Origin of the sequence: Mycobacterium sp. MOTT36Y (assembly GCF_000262165.1) — a bacterium.
In the GTDB taxonomy this organism is placed as follows: Bacteria; Actinomycetota; Actinomycetes; order Mycobacteriales; family Mycobacteriaceae; genus Mycobacterium; species Mycobacterium intracellulare.
This window is the reverse complement of the sequence record NC_017904.1, coordinates 3,465,128-3,484,480: the sequence shown is the minus strand read 5'-3', so window position 1 is coordinate 3,484,480 and position 19,353 is coordinate 3,465,128. Positions and strand designations below refer to the sequence as shown.

Here is a 19,353-nt window from a genome sequence, read left to right as displayed (position 1 = left end):
GGGCGGTCATGATTGCTCCTCCACCTCTGCGGTCATGGCCACCAGCACGCGCTTGAACCGTTCGACCAGCTTCTCGATTCGGTCCGCAGTGAACACGTCGGTATCGAATTCGACGCGGAGACCCAGCTCGTGGCCCGGCGCGACCTGCACCGAAAGCGGGTAGTGATTGTATTCGCGGTTCGTAAAGCCAGTTATCTTCAACTCGTCGACGGCCGACAGCGCGGCGGTGTCGATCGGATAGTTCTCGTACACGAACATCGTGTCGAACAACTGGTCGTGTCCCGTTATACGGTGTATCTCGCTCAGAGCCAGGTGTTGGTGGTCAAGCGTCTTGGTGTAGGCGCCCTGCAGCTGCTCAAGCAGGTCGGCGGTGGTCGTCTCCGCGCCGATGGTCGCCCGGACCGGGACCGTGTTGATCAACAGACCGATCATCGATTCCGCGCCGGCCAGGTCGGTCGGCCGCCCGGACACCGCGGTGCCGAACACCACGTCGTCCTGTCCGGTCAGCCAGGTCAGCAGCAGCGCCCACGCGGCCTGCAGGACGGTGCTGACCGTGGTGTGGTACGAGCGCGCCAGCTCGCCCAACGCCTTCGTGGTCTCCGCGGACACTTGGAACGACTCCGCACCGCGCAGACCGAGCGCTAGGCCCCCCGGGGGTCCCACCAGGCTGGGAGCGCCGAACCCGTCGAGGACCTCACGCCATGCTGTCTGAGCCGCGCCTCGGTCTTGTTCGGCTAGCCAGGTGACAAAGCTGCGATACGACGGGGCGGCGGGCAACCGCACGCCGTAATAGCTGGCGAAGATTTCCCGCAGCAGGATCGGCTTCGACCAACCGTCGAGCACGATGTGGTGGTTGGTGAGCACGAACCTATACAGATCGTCTGCGGTGCGGATCAAGGCGGCCCGGAACGGCGGTCGGCCCGCCAGATCGCAGACCGCGACGCGTTCGGCGGTGCACAGCTGCCGCACCTGTTCCTCGACATCGCCGTCTGCCGGGCTGAGCTCGGCGTACTGCCAGGCCAGCGCCGGATCGGCGGGCATGACCTGCACCGGTTCGCCGAAGTCATCGCAGAAACCGGCCACCAGGTGCGGGTGGCGGGTGACGACGGCGTGCACCGCCTCGCGCAAGCGTTGCGGGTCAAGGGCACCACTCACCGTGATATCGAGCTGCACCGCATACAAGTCGTCACCGCCGTGCCCGCTGCCGGCGTAGTACAGCAGGCCCTGCTGCAGCGGCGTTAGCGGCAACACATCGCCGATCCGGTACTGCTGCGCCAGCCTGTCGATGTCGCGCTGGGTGAGGCGGGCCGGCGCGATGTCGGACGGGGTCAGGCCGCCCCCACCGCCACGCACGTGCGCGCAGATGCCGGCCAGCGCGTCGAACCACAGCTCGGCGAGCCGGCTGACTTGGTTGTCGTGCAGCGCCGAACGCGCCCAGGTCCAGTTGGCCCGCAGCTGCGGGCCGGCCTCGGTGTCCATCGTGCCGGCATTGAGCTCCACGGTATGCGCCAGCGGCATCTCCACGGCGCCCGCGGCGCCGCCCAGCGAGAAACTGTTCTCGCTGAGCCGCCATAGCTCACTGGAGAGCTCGGCCGCCGCACCCAGGCGGCCTAGGTAGTTGAAGCCGATCACGGGGTCGGACCCACCCAGATCGAACTCAGGGGTGAGGTAGCGCAGCAGACCATAGGTCAGCGGATCGGGCAGGGCGCGCAGCTGTTCCTTGGCGTCCTTGATCAGAGCGCCCAGTGCATCCTCACCCGCTATTACCTGTCCCCAGGACAGGCCGCCGGCCGGACCCCCGAAGTTCAGCGCCACCGGGTACTTGGTGGTGAACCAGCCGACCGTGCGCGACAAGTCGACATGCGGGGCCAGCTCCTCCTGGCGGCCGTGGCCCTCCACAGTGATGCCGATCGGGGCGCTGACGCTCAAGAATTGGGTCCACGCCAGGCCGAACGCGATCAGCAGGATGTCCTGCACCCCGGCATGAAACGCCGCCGGGACCGCACCGAGCAGCAGGCGGGTCGTCTCGACATCCAGGGACACCGACAATTGGCCGGCGCTGACGTAGGTGTCCTCCGCCTGTACCGGCGGCAGCGCGGCCGGGATCGCCGCCACCTGACGCCACGCCTCGGCCTGGGCCATCACCTCCGCGGTCTGCGCGTACTCGGCCAACAACGACGACCACCGGGCAAACGACGTCCCGGTTACCGGCAGCGCCACCGGCTGGCCACTGCGACGCTGGGCCCACGCAATGTTCATGTCTTCCAACAGGATTCGCCACGACACGCCATCGACGGCCAGGTGGTGAATGATCAACGCCAACTGATTGGTCGACTCGGCCCACACCGCGCGCAGCAATGCCCCGGTCTCCGGATGCAGGCGTGACCGGGCCGCCACCAACGCCTCGGCCGACAGCGCGTCGACGGTGTCCATGCAGCCGCCGGCATCTACCGTCCCGGCTCCGGGCACCCACAACGACCAGCCGCCGGCGCCGTCGTCGTCGACGCGCAGCCGCAACGCGGCATGCCGGTCAAGCAACGCCTGCAGCACCACCATCGCGTCGGTCCGTGCGACGCCCGCGGGAGCTTGCAACACCATCGTCTGGTTGAACTGCTCGACCGGACCCTCGACGCTGTGCAGCCAGCGCATGATCGGGGTGGCCACCACCGACCCGGTGCCCTCGTCGACCACGCCGCCCTCGCCGTCGGCGACCACCGTGGCGACCTGTGCGAGGCGCGCCGCGGTCTGTTCGACGAAAACGTCACGCGGACGGCACATTACGCCGGCCGCGCGAGCGCGCGCCACGACCTGCATCGACAGGATGCTGTCGCCGCCCAGATCGAAGAACGAGTCATCGACACCGACCCGCTGCACACCCAATACCTGGGCATAAATGCCGGCCAGGATTTCCTCGACCGCGCTGGATGGAGCCCGGTAACGGTCGACATCGGAGTATTCGGGTGCCGGCAGGGCGCCGACATCGAGTTTGCCGTTGACCGTCAATGGCATCGCCTCGAGCACGACGATCGCGGTCGGCACCATGTAGGTCGGCAACCGTTCACCCAACTGAGTGCGGATCTCAGCAGGGTCGGCGGCCCCGGTGATGTAGCCCACCAGGCGCTTGTCGCCGGGGCGGTCCTCGCGGGCGATCACCGCCACTTGATCGACCCCGTCCAAATCGGCGAGGGCCGCTCGGATCTCACCAAGCTCGATGCGATACCCGCGAATCTTGACTTGCTCATCAGCGCGGCCGACGTAACGCAGCTGTCCGTCGGCGCCCCACGACACCAAATCCCCGGTGCGATACATGCGGGCCCCCGGCTCCCCGAACGGGCACGCCACAAACCGCGTCGAGCTCAATCCCGGCCTGCCCACATACCCCGCGGCCAACCCGGCACCGGCCACGTACAGCTCGCCGACCACCCCGGCGGGGACCTGACGCATCCACCCGTCGAGTACGAAGAAGGCAAGGTGGGTCAACGGCACGCCGATGGGGCTGGCATTGCTGTCGACGTCGCCGTCGAGGATCTCGCGGAACGAAGCGTGCACGGTCGTCTCGGTGATGCCATACAGATTGATCAGACGCGGCAGTCCGGGATGGCGGTTCAGCCACGTCTGCAGACGCTGGGGTTCGAGCGCCTCGCCCCCGAACACCACCGCCTGCAACTTCAGCTGCTGACCCAGCTCCGAGGCGAGCCCATCAGCGGTCTGCAGCGCATAAAACGCGGACGGCGTCTGGCTCAACACGTTGACCTGTTCACGAACCAGTAAGGCGTGCAACTCTTCTGGCGAACGCACCACCGAATCGGGCACCATCACCAACCGCCCGCCGTACAGCAGCGAACCGAAGATCTCCCACACCGCGAAGTCGAATGCCAACGAATGACACTGTGTCCACACCTGTCCCAGCGTCAACTGGGTGTCCAGCGAGTCCAGCAATTGGGTGACGTTGCGATGAGGCACCGCAACACCTTTGGGCGTCCCGGTCGTGCCCGAGGTGTAAATGACGTAGGCGATATCGTCCGCAGCCGGCGGCGCCAACGGCGTCTCGGGCTGGGCCGTCACCGCAGGGTCGTCGATGTCGATGAGCGGCAGGCCCGACCCCTCCAGTCGTGACCGCATGTCCGCGTTGGTGACCACCGCGATAGGCGCAGAATCGCCCAACACGAACTCGATCCGCGCCGGGGGCACCGTCGGATCGATCGGCACATAGGCGGCACCGGTTTTGAGCACCGCCAGCATTGCCACCACCGCCTCGGGCGTACGCGGAAGCAACAGGGCCACACGCGTACCCGGGCCCGCACCCTGAGAAATCAGCAAGTGCGCCAACTGATTAGCGGACGCCTCGACCTCACGGTAAGTCCATGACCGATCCCCATAGCTGATCGCCACCGCCTCCGGGTCGCGGACCGTCGCCTGAACGGCGAACAATTCGGGGATCGAGACCGCGGACGCCTCCGGCTCGGCCAGCGCCGGCCGGTTGCCCCACTCGTCGAGGCGGTCGTGCTCGCAGCGGTCGAGCAGATCGATCGACGACAACCGCCGGGCGGGATCGGCGGCCATTGCCACCAGCGCGCGCCGCAACCGGTCGATCAGCGTGTTGATGGCCGCACGGTCAAATGCGTCCGTGTCGAATTCGACGCGAACACTGAGTTCGTGGCCCGGCGTCGCCACCACCGAAAGCGGATAGTGGTTGAATTCGCGGCTGTCGAACGCGGTAATGGCCAGCTCATCGGCGCCCGACAGGGCACCGGCGTCGATCGGATAGTTCTCGTACAGGAACAGCGTGTCGAACAGTTGATCGTGGCCGGTGGCGCGGTGTATCTCAGGGAGAGCCAGATACTCGTACTCGAGGGTTTCGTTGTGGACGCGCTGCAGCTGCTCCAACAGATCGGCCACTGTGGTCCGGGTGGTGACGTTGGCCCGCACCGGCACCGTGTTGATCATCAGCCCCACAATGGATTCCGAGCCGCTCAGCTCGGTCGGCCTACCGGAGACCGCGGTGCCGAACGCCACATCATGCTGACCGGTCAGCCACATCAGCAGCTGCGCCCACGCGCCCTGCAGCACGGTGCTCACGGTGGTGTGGCACAAGCGGGCCAACTCGGTCAGGGACGCCGTGGTTTCGGCGGACATCCGGAAGGACGCGACGTCGTGGCGCCCTACCTGGCCAGACGTGCCCACCAATGTCGGCGCGTCGAAGCCCGCCATCACGTCGCGCCAAACCGCCTGTGCAGCATTGCGATCCTGCCGATCCAGCCAGCTGACAAAGCTGCGGTACGACGGGGCCGCGGGCAGCCGCTCGCCGTAGTAACTGCCGAACACCTCCCGCATCAGGATCGGCAGCGACCAGCCGTCCGCCACGATGTGGTGAATGGTGAGCACCAACCGGTATTGGTCTTCTGCGACGCGGATCAACGCCGCACGGAACGTCGGCTTGTCAGCCAGGCCGCAGACCGCGGCGCGCTCAGCGGCACACAGGCGTTCCACCTGCTGATCGGCGTCCGCGCCCGCGGGGTCCAACTCGACGTCCTGCCACCCGATCACCGGCTTCGCCGGGATGACCTGCACCGGCTCGCCGAAGTCTTCGCGGAAGCGGGCCAAAAGGTTGGGATGGCGGTTGACCACCGCCTGCACGGCCTCGCGCAGGCGCTGCGCATCGAGGGGGCCGTGGACGGTGATACCGAGCTGCACGGTGTACAGGTCGTCCAGACCCGGCACGAAGCTGGTGTGGAACAGCAGACCCTGCTGCACCGGGGTCAGCGGCAGCACGTCCACGACGTCGCCCTGCGAGCAGAGTTCGTCGATCTGCTGCTGGCTGAGTCGGGCGGGAGCGATATCGGATGGGGTAAGCCCGCCGCCGCCGGCTTTGACGTGCGCGCCGATACCGGCCAGAGCCTCAAACCACAACTGGCTCAGGCGGCCGACCTGCTCGTCGTTCAGCGCCGAGCGCGCCCACGTCCAGTTCGCCTGCAGCTGCGGCCCGGCGTCGGTGTCGATGGTGCCGGCATTGAGCTCCACCGTGTGCGCCAACGGCAGGGGCACCGCCGCAGCCATGCCCGCAAACGACAGGCTGTCCACGTTGATCCGCCACAAATCGCCGGGCAGGTCGGCACCCGCACCGAGACGGCCCAGGTAGTTGAACCCGATCGTCGGGTCAGACCCACCGAGATCAACCTCTGGGTTCAGGTAGCGCAGCAGACCATAGGTCAGCGGATCGGGCAGGGCGCGCAGCTGTTCCTTGGCGTCCTTGATCAGTGCGCCGAGTGCGGCCCCACCGGTGACCACCTGTGCCCACGACAGGCCACCGACCGTCACCGCGACCGGATATTTGGTGGTGAACCAGCCCACCGTGCGAGACAGGTCCACGCAGGGAGCCAGCTCCTCGTGGCGCCCGTGACCCTCGACGTCGATACCGATCGGCACAGCCGCGCCGGCGCCGAGAAACTCCGCGAACGCCAGGCCGAAAGCGATCAGCAAGATATCGCCGACCCCGGCGTGGAACGCCGCCGGCGCCTCACCCAGCAGCAGGCGGGTTGTCTCGACATCCAGCGACGCCGACAGCTGGCCCGCGGACTCGTAGGTGTCCACCTCGGGCTGCACCGTCGGCAACGCGGCCGGTATTGCTGCCACCTGTCGCCACGCCTCGGCCTGCGCCACTACCTCGGCGCGGCGCGCATGGTCGGCAAGCAGCGCCGACCACCGCGCAAACGATGTCCCGCCGGCGGGCAACGCCACGGGCCGGCCACCGTGATGCTGTGCCCAGGCGATGTTGAGGTCCTCCAACAGGATTCGCCACGACACCCCGTCCACGGCCAGGTGATGAATGATCAATGCCAGCTCGCCGGTGGACGTCGCCCACACCGCGCTGACCATCACTCCCGCCCCAGGGTTCAACCGCGAGCGGGCCTGTGCCAGCGCCTCATTCGACAACACATCGACGGTATGCAGGCATCCGCGCGCGTCCACCGACCCAGCTTCGGGTGCCTCCAGCGACCAGTCGCCGGCGCCGTCATCGTCGATGCGCAGCCGCAACATCGCATGCCGATCGAGTAGCGCCTGAAGGACAACCGCCACGTCGGCTGCCGTCACACCCGCCGGGGCGGCGACCACCATGGTCTGGTTGAACTCGTCGATCGGGCCCTCGACGTCGCGCAGGCAGCGCATGATCGGAGTGGCCACCACCGGGCCGATTCCCTCGTCGACGACGCCGCCTTCGGCACTGGACACCGTCGCGACCCGCGCCAGTCGCGCCACCGTCTGTTCGACGAAAACGTCACGCGGGCGGCACATCACCCCGGCTGCGCGCGCGCGGGCCACGACCTGCATCGACAGGATGCTGTCGCCGCCGAGGTCGAAGAACGAGTCATCGACCCCTACCCGCCGCATCCCGAGGACTTGGGCGTAGATCTCGGCCAGGATTTGTTCGACCGCGCCGGCCGGGGCCCGGTACTCACCGGCGGTGAATTCGGGTGCGGGCAAGGCACGCTTGTCGAGTTTGCCGTTGGCCGTCAATGGGATTGCCGGCAACACGACCACTGCGGCGGGGACCATGTAGGCGGGGAGCCGATCAGCCAGTGCCGCGCGGATCTCGGCCGGGTCGGCGGTGCCGGTGATGTAACCCACCAGCTGCCTGTTGCCCGGGCGGTCCTCGCGGGCGATGACCGCCGCCTGGTCCACCCCGTCGAGAGCAGCCAGGGCTACCTGGATTTCACCGACTTCGATCCGGTACCCGCGGATCTTGACCTGCTCGTCGGCGCGGCCCAGGTGTCGCAGCTGCCCGTCCGCGCCCCAGGAGACCAGGTCGCCGGTGCGATACATCCGTGTTCCGGGGGCCCCGAACGGGCACGCCACAAAGCGCGACGCGGTCAAACCAGCACGCCGCACATACCCGACGCCCACGCCACGACCGGCCAGGTACAGCTCACCGACCACCCCGGCCGGCACCGGCTGCAACCACTTGTCGAGCACGAACATTGCCGCCCCGGGTATCGGCGACCCGATCGGCACCAGGCCCGGTCCCGGCGTCAGCGGCGTACTCATCGATGCACACACTGTCGCCTCGGTCGGGCCGTAGGCATTGATCATCACCCGCCCGGGTGTCGCCCAACGATCCACGACGTCGGTCGGGCAGGCCTCACCGCCCACCACCAACGCCGTCGACTCCAGCCCTTCCGGTGACAGCATCGCCACCGACGACGGAATCTGAGTCAGGACGCTGACGTGTTCCGCGACCAGCAATGCGTGGAGATCTTCCGGGGACCCGGCGACTGCCTCCGGCACCACCAGCAGCCGCCTACCCCGCAGCAGCGCACCCCAGATATCCCACACCGATAGGTCGAAGGCCGAGGAGTAGCACTGCGCCCACACCCCGCCCGGCGGCAGGAGTTCGTCGAGCGCCTCGATCAGCCACGTGACGTTGTGGTGCGTGATGGCTACGCCCTTGGGTGTTCCGGTGGTACCGGAGGTGTAGATGATGTAGGCGACATTTTCGGGGGCGGGATACGGAAGTGGGGTGCCGGGTTGGGCCTCGATGGAGGGATCGTGGACATCGATGACCGGCAGGTCGGATTTGTCCAGCCGTGAGCGCAGTTCGGCCGTGGTGATCACGGCGGTCGGTGCGGCATCGGCAAGCACGAACTCCATCCGCGCCGACGCATGCGCCGGGTCGATCGGCAGATACGCCGCCCCGGTCTTGAGCACGGCCAGCATCGCCACGATCGCCTCCGCGCTCCGGGGGAAAAGCAGCGCTACACACTGCCCTGGGCCAACCCCACGGCCGGCCAGAAGATGGGCCAACCGGTTCGCGGCCTCATCGAGCCCCCGATACGTCATGGCGCGGCCGTCGAACGTCACCGCTATTGCCTCGGGGGTGCGCTCGGCGTGCTCGGCGAACACCGCCGGAATCGACGCCGACGCGGTTACCGGCCGGGCTGACGCCGCGCGATGCGACCACCTATCGAGCCGGTCGTTCTCTTCCGCATCGAGGATTTCGATCGAGGAGATCGGCCGTTGTGGATCGGCGGTCATTTCCATCAGCACCTGCTGCAGGCGTGCCGCCAGATAGGGAACGCCAAAGCTCGCAAAGGGTTGTCCGACCCCCGCCGTGCTGAGAAACAGCTGATCGGCGGCCCCGATGAAGAACAGGCCGAAGTGCCCGGCCGGGCCGTTGTTGGTGTACGTCGCGGTTGCCGGAGCGCCTCCGAGCTCCAGGGTCAATCGAGATGGGATGAAATTGACACCTACCCGGTTCGATGGCTCTCTGAGGCTGCGGGAGCCGACTTCACCGTCGAGCTGGTGCACCGGAAACCGTTGATGCTTCAGCAATTGTCGTATCTGGACGTCAACGTGCTGACAAAAATCGGCGACCGTTGTCTGCGGTGACGTCTGCAGGACCAGCGGCACAACTCCGGCGAGCATCCCTGGGAGCGTCTTCGACTCGGGACGTACGCGCCGGCTGACCGGGAAATCCAGTGCCACCTCCGAACCGCTTCCCGACCATGCATGCACCACGAGTGCGGACGCCGCGGTGATGACCGAATAGCGACGGATGCGCAGCTTCTTTGCCAACGCTTGCATGCGGGCGACGGCGGTCGCGTCAAATTGGACCGAGGCCGAACGCGAACACGGGTCCCCGCTGGCGTCGGTCTGGGGGAGCTGATAGTCGTGTCCGCCCTCCGGCGGAAGGTTCTTGCGCCAGTACGCCTCGTCTTCCAGATAGTCGGTGGATGCTTCGTATCCCGACTCGAGGTCAATCAAATCCTGCGCCGAGCCGAAATAGGCGTCGGGAACGGGCGATCCAGCCACCATTGCCGAATAGATGGTGGCAACCCGACGGGACACCAGCGCCATGCCCAACCCGTCCAAAACGATGTGGTGGCAGCAGCCGAACAAGTAAAACTCCTCGGCCTGCGTCTGGAACAGGACGAATCTGAATAGCTGGCCGTTCAACGCCATCGGCGTGCGCTGGATGGAGGAAGCACTCCGACGGACGTCCTGCAGGGGATCGAGCGAGCCGGTCAGGTCGTGAAACTCGACCTCGACGTGCGGGCAATCGATCGGCCGTTGGAGCACCTGCCCGTCGATCTCGAAGAATGAAACCCGGAGCGGCTCGGCTTCCGATACCGCTTGGCGGATCGCCCGCTCGAGGACATCCCGGCGTATCGAGCCTTCGATCTTTATCAACAGGCCGAGTTGCCAATCCGTGCCGGCATAGCCCGATTCCTGCGAGAGCCAGATGTCCAGTTGTCCGCGTGTCAGCGGTAACGCCAGGCCATCACGCCCCATCGACTCCCCCAGAGCTCCACCCACTCGCCCCGCTTACCTCGAGTGGTTACTGGTCAAAATCCTGCCCGTCGCCTGCCGGTCGCGCAGAGATTTCGGCCGAATGTCCGGCCAATTCTTCTCGATGCGAATGCAGGAACGCCGCGCGTCGGCTCCCGTAGCGATCATCCGCCATCCAGTTGGGACATCGGCGGAGGCCGGCCACAGGCCGTGTCGCTCTTGATCGTTCGCCACATCACCCCGGAAGCCCGGCGCACGTCGTGTCTCCGGATCGGTGTGACGGTTGCCAACCGTGCCAGGAGATAACAGTGTCGCCGCGTATCGGCGATTTTGCGAACGTGCGGGGCGGACCACGGTTACACTCCGTTTCGATTCGGGGGATTTACCGCCGGCGACGCACCTGATCTCGGGCGATCAACGTGAGCGCAGGCACCGGTAGGACGTGGGTGTTGAGTTTCGCCATGGGGAGGGGCGTCAATGAACCGACGATCGGATTATGTCTTCACTGAACTCAGCCATCACACGGACGACTGCGTGCCGGTAATACAACAATATCTTGATTTTCTTGTCCGTGGCGACGGTCGAAAAGCTCATTGTCCATTCACCGAGACGATGCTCGGAAAGCGCCAATTCTACTACGATACGAGCGATTTTCTCCTGGATGAGGAGGAATTTTTCCGGGCTATCTCGGAGATGCGTGAATTTCACGCTAGACATTCTGATCGTTATTTGGTTGTCGGAGTCGCGTATCAGAATGTCGATAATTTCCTGCAAGCGGTCGCTGCCCAAGGCGAAGTGTGGCGACAGAAAATGAGACTCGAGCTTATAGCCGCTGGCCTGACGATTGCGTGGACTCATCCGAAAAATCCACTCGGTACCCATACGGATCGCGATAAGCCTGTCGAGCCTCTTTGGGTGAGCGATATTCCACTTCTTATGCTCAGGAATCTCGACAAGGGCGATGAACCGTTCATGGTGAGCGCCGATTCCAAGACCGCGTTCGTGCTGGGCATGAAATATCGCGAAACAATACCAATCGCAATACGTCCTGGTGCGATGAGTCCGCAGCTGGAATCGCACTATAAGTTGAACGCCCTGGCGGATCTCATGAATCATGTTCGACTTTCCTCCGTCAGATCGGTAACGGCCGATTTGGCCGGAGACCTCACGGTGCTTTTGAAAAGCGGAAAAACCTGCGCGCATGCGTGGAGTCCGGAGCCCGCGACATCGGAGGTAATGCAAAATGCTTGAGCTTCCGTGCACCCGGATTGTCGAAAGGCGGGAACGCCCCGTCCATCTGAAGTGACCAACTTTGGGGCAGGAAAGCTTAGCAACTTCGACCTGAGGGGAGCGCCAGGCGACGACATCTGGAAATCAACCATGAACGCCGCTTTCCGGCACTAACAACGTTGCTTTTTAGCGACTAGGTCACAAACGTTTGTCCTGGTGAACGCCCCGGTTTAATCCGGGCCGAACATCCTGCGACATCGCACTCCCCATGGACAAAGAAAGACTCGATTGGTTCTGCGCGGCAAGGAGGACGTGAATGTACTTACGCTCAACCGCGTGGATCCGCGCGCAATGGCTTACGTATACCCGCGCATTTATTGTGTTCACCCGCATGTCGAAATCGGCAAATAATTTATTGCCCGAAGAAATATGACCAGCAAAGTCGGAACAAGGTGGTGCCACATGGTCTTCTATGCAGTGCATCGGCGGCGTATTCCTCGTCGGGCGCCGTGGTGACGGGGGTCGAAATGCTTGCCGCCACAGAGCTAAGGTCACGGGGCGCCGGTGATGTGGCCGCAATTCCGCGGGGCCCCCTAGCTCCCAGGTTCGTGCGGCCGACCATTGCGGTGCCGACCGTGCTGGTCTGGCTTGGGTCGCTCGTTGCGTGGTTGGGGGCGACGGCGGCGGTTCTGTGCGGAGTGAGTCGTTGGTGGTTGGCGGTCACCATCGTCGTTCAGGGTCTCGTAACGTTTTCCATGTTCTCGGTGCTGCACGAAGCGATTCACCACACCGTCGGCCGACCAAAGTGGATCAACCAGGTATTCGGTCGCTTGTCGATGCCGTTCGTCTCATTGTTCGGAACTTTCCCCATGCTCGCGTATACGCATCTGGCGCACCATCGCAACACCAACGAAGGTATCCATGAGGATCCGGACGCGTGGAGTCTCACGGGTCCGCGTTGGCAGCTGCCGTTGCGCTGGTTGACGATCGATGCCTGGTATTGCCGCTTTTACTTAATGCGCCTGCGCCGGCGCCCCCGTAAGGAAGCCGTGGGATTTGCCCTATACCTCACTCTGGCCCTTGCCTTCGTAACCACCATCCTGATTCTCGGCTACTGGCGAGAGCTGGTGCTTATCTATTTCATCCCACAGCGGATCGGCATGGTCATCCTCGCGTGGTGGTTTGACTGGCTGCCTCATCACGGTCTTGTTCCGATAAAGACCAATCGATTCCACGTCACCCGCGCTCGGGTTGGCTGGGAGCGTGTTCTGTGTCTGTTATTGATGTATCAGAACTACCACGTAGTTCATCACCTCCATACTGCGATTCCTTTCTACCTGTACGTAAAGGCATGGCGGGCCGCAGAATCGGAGTATCTGGATCGAAACGTGCCGATCAGCACCGCGTGGGGCCAGGACATGACGCCTTCGGAGTACCGCAGATGGCGGGGGGTCAGTAGCGGCATCGTCGAAGCGGATCGCGGAGATCGGTGGGTAGCGGTTCGACCACACCTCGACGCGGCTGGCGCACCCCCGCCCTCATCATCCCGGCGGCGCAACGGACCGCCCGGCGCCTGTCCCGGCGGCGCGAAATCGCCCTTCTCGCACCGCTTGCCGCGACGTTAGGAACTCAGCGCGAAGCTGGCCTGAAGAAGGGCGGGGCCGAGAGTGTTCAGCGTGGGGACGACGGCGCGGTGATCGCGGTCAGGTTCCACTTGTCCAGCCACGGCCGCACCAACTCGGCGACGGAGAATTGGGCGCGCGCCGCGCACCCGGCTTTGGGGGTGTAGGGGGCGCCGCCGCGGATGAGGATGCCGACGGCGCTGACGGTGCCGTCGCGTTCGTAGTGGTACACCGGCCCACCCGAATCGCCGCACTGGCCGCTCGCCAGGAACACGACCTTGCTGGCGGTGATCTCCACGATCTGCCCGCAGGCGTCCGCGCCCGAACCCATGCCGAACTTGCACAACTGTTGTCCGACTTGAAGATTGGTGGCGACGCCGGTGACCGGTAGCGACGCGGCGACCGCCGCGGACTGGGGAACGTTGTCAGCGTCGAGCGTGATCAGGCCGATGTCGTGCTGTTCGTCGTGGACCCCCTCGCTGATCGTCTCGGTGAACGTGCCCAGCGTGGTGTAGGGAAGGACCCCGCCCAGGTTCATCGTCACCTTGCTCCGCTGACCGGGCCGATTGCAATGACCGGCGGTGAGGATCCCGGCCCGGCCGCCCCCGGTATGCACCAAAAATCCCGCGGTGCAACCCATTCCACCGGATCCGTCGGCATACTCGACGTAAATGCCGGCACCCGGGCCGATGGCGCTGGCCGCGGGCAGATCGATCGGCGCCAGGGTCGGCGGCGGCGGTAGGGGAGGCTGCCGCGCCGGGGTCGCGGCCCTGGGGTACAGGCAGACGGCCGCCACCAGGGCGGCGGTGCTGCACACCGCCGCCAGGATGAGCAGTGTGGTGTGCAGTTTGGCGCGCTGCGGCACATCGGAGAAACGGCTCTTCGGCTTGCGCCGGCGCTGGTCCCGGCTGGGCAGAAAGCCCAACACGGCCAGCACCGCCAACACCAGGGCACTGAGCGGCAGCGCGACGGTACGAGCCGGCGAATAAGGCGACCCCCAGCTGGCGAACTCCAGCGCGTACACGCCTCCCATTAGATCGGTCTTTGCCGCCTCGCGCGGCGCTCTCGACAGAGTTGGTGGATCAGCCGACGGTGGCCGGCTCGGGGGAGGGTTCGTCATCGACGCGACGGTGTGCGCGGCGGTGGTGCCGACGGAAGTGGCGGACCTCGATGATCAAGCCCGCCAGGCCAAGCGCGCTGGTGATCGCCGACACCAGGTAAAGCAGCGAGCTCGGGTGACCGGCCAGCGCGTCGCCGAGGACGACGACGGCGGTGGTGCCGGGCAGCAGGCCGGCCAGCGTCGCCAGGCCGTACGGCAGCACCCGCACGCTCGACGCGCCGGCGGCGTAGTTCAGCGCCGAGAACGGCACCGCCGGAATCAATCGCAGCGACACGATCGCCAGCCAGCCCCGCCGCCGCAGCCGTTCTTCCACCGTGTCGATCGATCGGTGGCGCACCAGGCGGTTCAACCGCCACCCGAGCGCCCGCACCAACAGCAGGGCGATCATCGCGCTCGCCGTGCTGGCGACCACCGCGATGGCGACGCCCAGCAGCGGGCCGAAGAGCAACCCGGCCGCCAGCGTGAACGCGGTCCGCGGGATGGGCACCACCGTCACGACGATGTGGGCGACCAAGAACGCCAGCGGGAACCACGGTCCGAGGGACTGCGCCCAGTCGCGCATCTGCACCGGCGAGGGCAGCGGAAGCCACGACGCCAGCACCAGCAGCGCTGTGATGCCCACCACTGTCCAGACGATCCGCGACCGAGACACACTTCGCGCCGCCGCGCCGATGGCGCAGCCGAGATCGCGAAGCGTCGCGGTGATTTTGCTGGTGGCGGAACCCGTCACGGCATCCAAGGTTACGGGGCGCAGATGAATTGGGCGTTGCCCGCGGCTGGCGTTTCGTCCAGAACCCGGTCGGGTGGCGGCGCCTGGCGGTTTTTAGCGGAGAGCTCCCATCAATTAGCCTCAATAGCTAAGTGGTATCCCCAAAGCTGTAGCCCAAATGCTGGGAAAAGGGAGCAATCGGTGTCCATTGATGTACCCGAGCTCGCCGGCCTAGAACAGGTTCGCGGGCGTTGGCGCAGTGCGGTCGCCGGAGTGCTGGCCAAGAGCACCCGGAAGGACCCCGAGCAGTTGGGGGACGCGCCGGAGCGCCTGCTGGAGACCCCGACGTACGACGGGATCGCGATTCGCGCGCTCTACACCGCGCTCGACGAGCTTCCCGAACCGCCGCTGCCGGGCGAGTGGCCCTACGTGCGAGGCGGCGACGCGCTGCGCGACGTCAAGACCGGCTGGCGGGTCGCCGAGGCGTTCCCGGCCACCCCGGTGCCCGGTGTCGCGGCGGCCGACGTCAACTCCGCGGTGCTCGACGCGCTCGGCAACGGGGCCAGCGCCCTGGTGCTGCGGATCGGGGAGTCGGGCGTGGCGCCCGGCCAGCTGGCCGACGCGCTGCAGGGCGTCTACCTGAGCATGGCGCCGCTGATCCTCGAAGCCGGCGCCGACTACGCGGCGGCCAGCGACGTGGCGCTGGCGCTGGCCGAGGGGGTGGAACCCGACCAGCGCGCCACCGTGTCGATCGACCTCGGCGGCGACCCGCTGACCGCGGCGCTCAGTGAGCGTGCCGCCCCGAAGATCGAGGACGTGGTCGCCGTCGCCAAGCGGGCCGCCGAGCACACCGGCGTGCGGGCGATCACCGTCGACGGACCCGCGTTCCACAATCTGGGCGCCAACGCGACCTGGGAGCTGGCCGCCGGTGTCGCGGCCGCGGTGAGTTACCTGCGGGTGCTCACCGAGGCGGGGATGCCGATCGGCCAGGCGTTGCGCCAGATCAGCTTCCGGTTCGCCGCCGACGACGACCAGTTCATGACGATCGCCAAGTTCCGCGCCGCACGCAACCTGTGGGCGCGGGTCGCCGAGGTCGTCGGCGACCCGGACGCCGGTGCGGCCGTCATCCACGCCGAGACCTCGCTGCCGATGATGACGCAGCGCGACCCCTGGGTGAACATGCTGCGCTGCACCCTGGCCGCCTTCGGTGCCGGCGTCGGCGGCGCGGACTCGCTGCTGGTGTTCCCGTTCGACGTGGCGATCGACGGGGGATTCCCGGGCACCGCAACCAGTTTCGCGCGGCGAATCGCCCGCAACACCCAGCTGCTGCTGCTCGAGGAGTCGCACGTGGGTCGCGTGCTGGACCCGGCCGGCGGGTCGTGGTTCGTCGAGGACCTCACCGCCCGTCTGGCCGAACAGGCCTGGCAGCATTTCCAGGCGATCGAGGCGCACGGCGGATTCACCGAGGCCGTCGATTTCATCGCCGCCCAGATCGGCGAGATCGCGGCCCGCCGCAGCGACGACATCGCGCACCGCCGCACGGCGATCACGGGTGTCAACGAGTTCCCGAACCTCACCGAACCGCCGCTGCCGCAAAGCGACTCGTCGTATTCGCCGCTCGCCGCCGGGAAGCTGGTGCGTTACGCCGCGGAGTTCGAAGCGCTGCGCGACCGCTCCGACGCCTTCGTGGCCCGCACCGGCTCGCGCCCCCAGGCGTTGTTGCTGCCGCTGGGCCCGTTGGCCGAGAACAACATTCGGGCAACCTTCGCGTCGAACCTGTTGGCCTCCGGGGGCATCGAGGCGGTCAACCCCGGAACCGTCGACGCCGCCGGCGTCGCGGCGGCGGTGGCTGAGGCGGGGACGCCAACGGTGGCGGTCATCTGCGGCACCGACAAGCGCTACCAGGACGAGGCGTCCGGCGTCGTGCAGGCGGCGCGCGCCGCCGGCATCGACCGGGTTTATCTGGCCGGACCGGAAAAGGCCGTGGCCGACGCCGAGCACCAACCGGACCAATTCCTGACCGCGAAAATCAATGCGGTCGAAGCACTGTCGGATCTGCTCACGAGGCTGGGGGCGTAGCCAGTTATGACGACCACTGCACCTGCTGTCGGCAGCTTCGCCGATGTGCCGCTGCACAGCGAACGGACCATAAAACCGGCGACCGAAGCCGCCGTCGAAGAACACGTCGCCGCGGCCGCGGCCGCGCACTGGTACACGCCCGACCAACTGCAATGGCACACACCGGAAGACATCGACGTCAAACCGGTCTACATCGCCGCCGACCGCGCCGCGGTCGAGGCCGACGGCTATCCGCTGCACAGCTTCCCCGGCGAACCGCCGTTCGTACGCGGGCCGTACCCGACGATGTATGTCAACCAGCCGTGGACGATTCGGCAGTACGCCGGGTTCTCCACCGCCGCCGAATCCAACGCCTTCTACCGCCGCAACCTGGCGGCCGGACAGAAGGGCCTGTCGGTGGCGTTCGACCTGGCCACCCACCGCGGCTACGACTCGGATCACCCGCGCGTGCAGGGTGACGTCGGAATGGCCGGTGTGGCAATCGATTCCATCCTCGACATGCGGCAGCTGTTCGACGGCATCGACCTGTCGACGGTGTCGGTGTCGATGACCATGAACGGCGCGGTGCTGCCGATCCTGGCGCTGTACGTGGTGGCCGCCGAGGAGCAGGGTGTCCCGCCGGAGAAGCTGGCCGGCACCATCCAGAACGACATCCTCAAAGAGTTCATGGTGCGCAACACCTACATCTATCCGCCCAAGCCGTCGATGCGCATCATCTCCGACATCTTCGCCTACACCAGCGCCAAGATGCCGAAGTTCAACTCCATCTCGATATCCGGGTACCACATCCAGGAGGCCGGTGCCACAGCGGATTTGGAGCTGGCCTACACCCTGGCCGACGGGGTGGACTACATCAAGGCCGGCCTGGACGCCGAGCTGGACATCGACAAGTTCGCGCCGCGGTTGTCCTTCTTCTGGGGCATCGGGATGAACTTCTTCATGGAGGTCGCCAAGCTGCGGGCGGGCCGGCTGTTGTGGAGCGAGCTGGTCTCCCAGTTCGACCCGAAGAGCGCCAAATCGCTGTCGCTGCGCACACATTCGCAGACCTCGGGCTGGTCGCTGACCGCGCAGGACGCCTTCAACAACGTAGCCCGCACCTGCATCGAGGCGATGGCCGCCACCCAGGGGCACACCCAGTCGCTGCACACCAACGCGCTGGACGAGGCGCTGGCGTTGCCCACCGACTTCTCGGCCCGCATCGCCCGCAACACCCAGCTGGTGCTGCAGCAGGAGTCGGGCACCACGCGGCCCATCGACCCGTGGGCGGGCTCGTATTACGTGGAGTGGCTGACCCATCAGCTCGCGCAGAAGGCCCGCGCCCACATCGCCGAGGTGGCCGAGCACGGCGGCATGGCCCAGGCCATCAGCGACGGCATTCCCAAGCTGCGCATCGAGGAGGCGGCCGCGCGCACGCAGGCCCGCATCGACTCCGGGATCCAGCCAGTGATCGGCATCAACAAGTACCAGGTCGAGGAGGACCAGGAGGTCGAGGTCCTCAAGGTCGAGAACAGCCGGGTGCGCGCCGAGCAGCTGGCCAAGCTCAAGGAGCTGCGGGAAAGCCGCGACCAGCGGGCCGTCGACGCCGCGCTCGCCGAGTTGTCACGCGCCGCGGCCGCGCACGGTCGTGCGGGTGAGGATGGGCTGGGCAACAACCTGCTGGCGCTGGCCATCGACGCGGCCCGCGCCAAGGCCACCGTTGGCGAGATCTCCGACGCGCTGGAGAAGGTCTATGGCCGTCACCAGGCGGAGATCCGTACCATCGCCGGCGTCTACCGCGACGAAGCTGGAAAGGCCGGAAACATGACCAGCGCAACCGAACTGGTCGAGAAGTTCGCAGAGGCCGACGGTCGCCGCCCCAGGATCCTGGTGGCCAAGATGGGGCAGGACGGCCACGACCGGGGCCAGAAGGTGATCGCGACGGCGTTCGCCGACATCGGCTTCGACGTGGACGTCGGATCGTTGTTCTCCACGCCCGAGGAGGTGGCCCGCCAGGCCGCCGACAACGACGTGCACGTGGTGGGGGTGTCCTCGCTGGCGGCCGGTCACCTGACGCTGGTGCCGGCGCTGCGCGACGCGCTCAAAGAGGTGGGGCGGCCCGACATCATGGTGGTGGTGGGCGGCGTCATCCCGCCCGGGGACTTCGACGAGCTGTACGAGGCCGGGGCCGCCGCCATCTTCCCGCCCGGCACGGTGATCGCCGACGCCGCGATCGGCTTGCTGCACAAGCTCGCCGAGCGGCTGGGTTACGACCTCTAATGATGCGTGCGAGACTGCAACTACCGACGGGGTTACTCGGGAAATGCGTCGCC

Annotated in this window: 8 protein-coding genes; 4 read left to right on the top strand and 4 right to left on the bottom strand. The window is 66.4% G+C overall.

All coding sequences use genetic code 11. The features are described from left to right. Window positions 1-6: 6 nt before the first annotated feature. Both W7S_RS15425 and W7S_RS26345 read right to left on the bottom strand, forming a co-directional pair. Entirely contained in the window at window positions 7-10,287 is a 10,281-nt protein-coding gene (locus W7S_RS15425) for a non-ribosomal peptide synthetase (protein ID WP_014711968.1), read from the bottom strand. Between the two features lie 33 nt (window positions 10,288-10,320). Then, window positions 10,321-10,518 (bottom strand): MbtH family NRPS accessory protein, encoded by a 198-nt coding sequence (locus W7S_RS26345; protein ID WP_009953281.1) that lies wholly within the window; start codon window positions 10,516-10,518, stop codon window positions 10,321-10,323. A 243-nt stretch (window positions 10,519-10,761) separates the two neighbouring features. On the opposite strand from W7S_RS26345, the gene W7S_RS27315 reads away from it, so the two are divergent. Both W7S_RS27315 and W7S_RS15415 read left to right on the top strand, forming a co-directional pair. Continuing rightward, window positions 10,762-11,535 (top strand): 1-aminocyclopropane-1-carboxylate synthase, encoded by a 774-nt coding sequence (locus W7S_RS27315; protein WP_193375006.1) that lies wholly within the window; start codon window positions 10,762-10,764, stop codon window positions 11,533-11,535. A gap of 605 nt (window positions 11,536-12,140) precedes the next feature. Continuing rightward, entirely contained in the window at window positions 12,141-13,139 is a 999-nt protein-coding gene (locus tag W7S_RS15415) for a fatty acid desaturase (RefSeq protein WP_233471587.1), read from the top strand. Between the two features lie 46 nt (window positions 13,140-13,185). On the opposite strand, the gene W7S_RS15410 is transcribed toward W7S_RS15415, so the two are convergent. Both W7S_RS15410 and W7S_RS15405 read right to left on the bottom strand, forming a co-directional pair. Then, window positions 13,186-14,169, bottom strand: coding sequence for a S1 family peptidase (locus W7S_RS15410; protein ID WP_008257929.1), 984 nt, complete (start codon window positions 14,167-14,169; stop codon window positions 13,186-13,188). A gap of 49 nt (window positions 14,170-14,218) precedes the next feature. Beyond that, complete coding sequence (locus W7S_RS15405; RefSeq protein ID WP_008257927.1) at window positions 14,219-14,986, bottom strand: TVP38/TMEM64 family protein; 768 nt, start codon at window positions 14,984-14,986, stop codon at window positions 14,219-14,221. A 180-nt stretch (window positions 14,987-15,166) separates the two neighbouring features. On the opposite strand from W7S_RS15405, the gene mutA reads away from it, so the two are divergent. Together mutA and scpA are read left to right on the top strand one after the other, a co-directional pair. Continuing rightward, window positions 15,167-17,044 (top strand): methylmalonyl-CoA mutase small subunit, encoded by a 1,878-nt coding sequence (gene mutA / locus W7S_RS15400; protein ID WP_008257925.1) that lies wholly within the window; start codon window positions 15,167-15,169, stop codon window positions 17,042-17,044. A gap of 6 nt (window positions 17,045-17,050) precedes the next feature. Further along, complete coding sequence (gene scpA / locus W7S_RS15395) at window positions 17,051-19,300, top strand: methylmalonyl-CoA mutase (RefSeq protein ID WP_014711967.1); 2,250 nt, start codon at window positions 17,051-17,053, stop codon at window positions 19,298-19,300. Window positions 19,301-19,353: the final 53 nt, after the last annotated feature.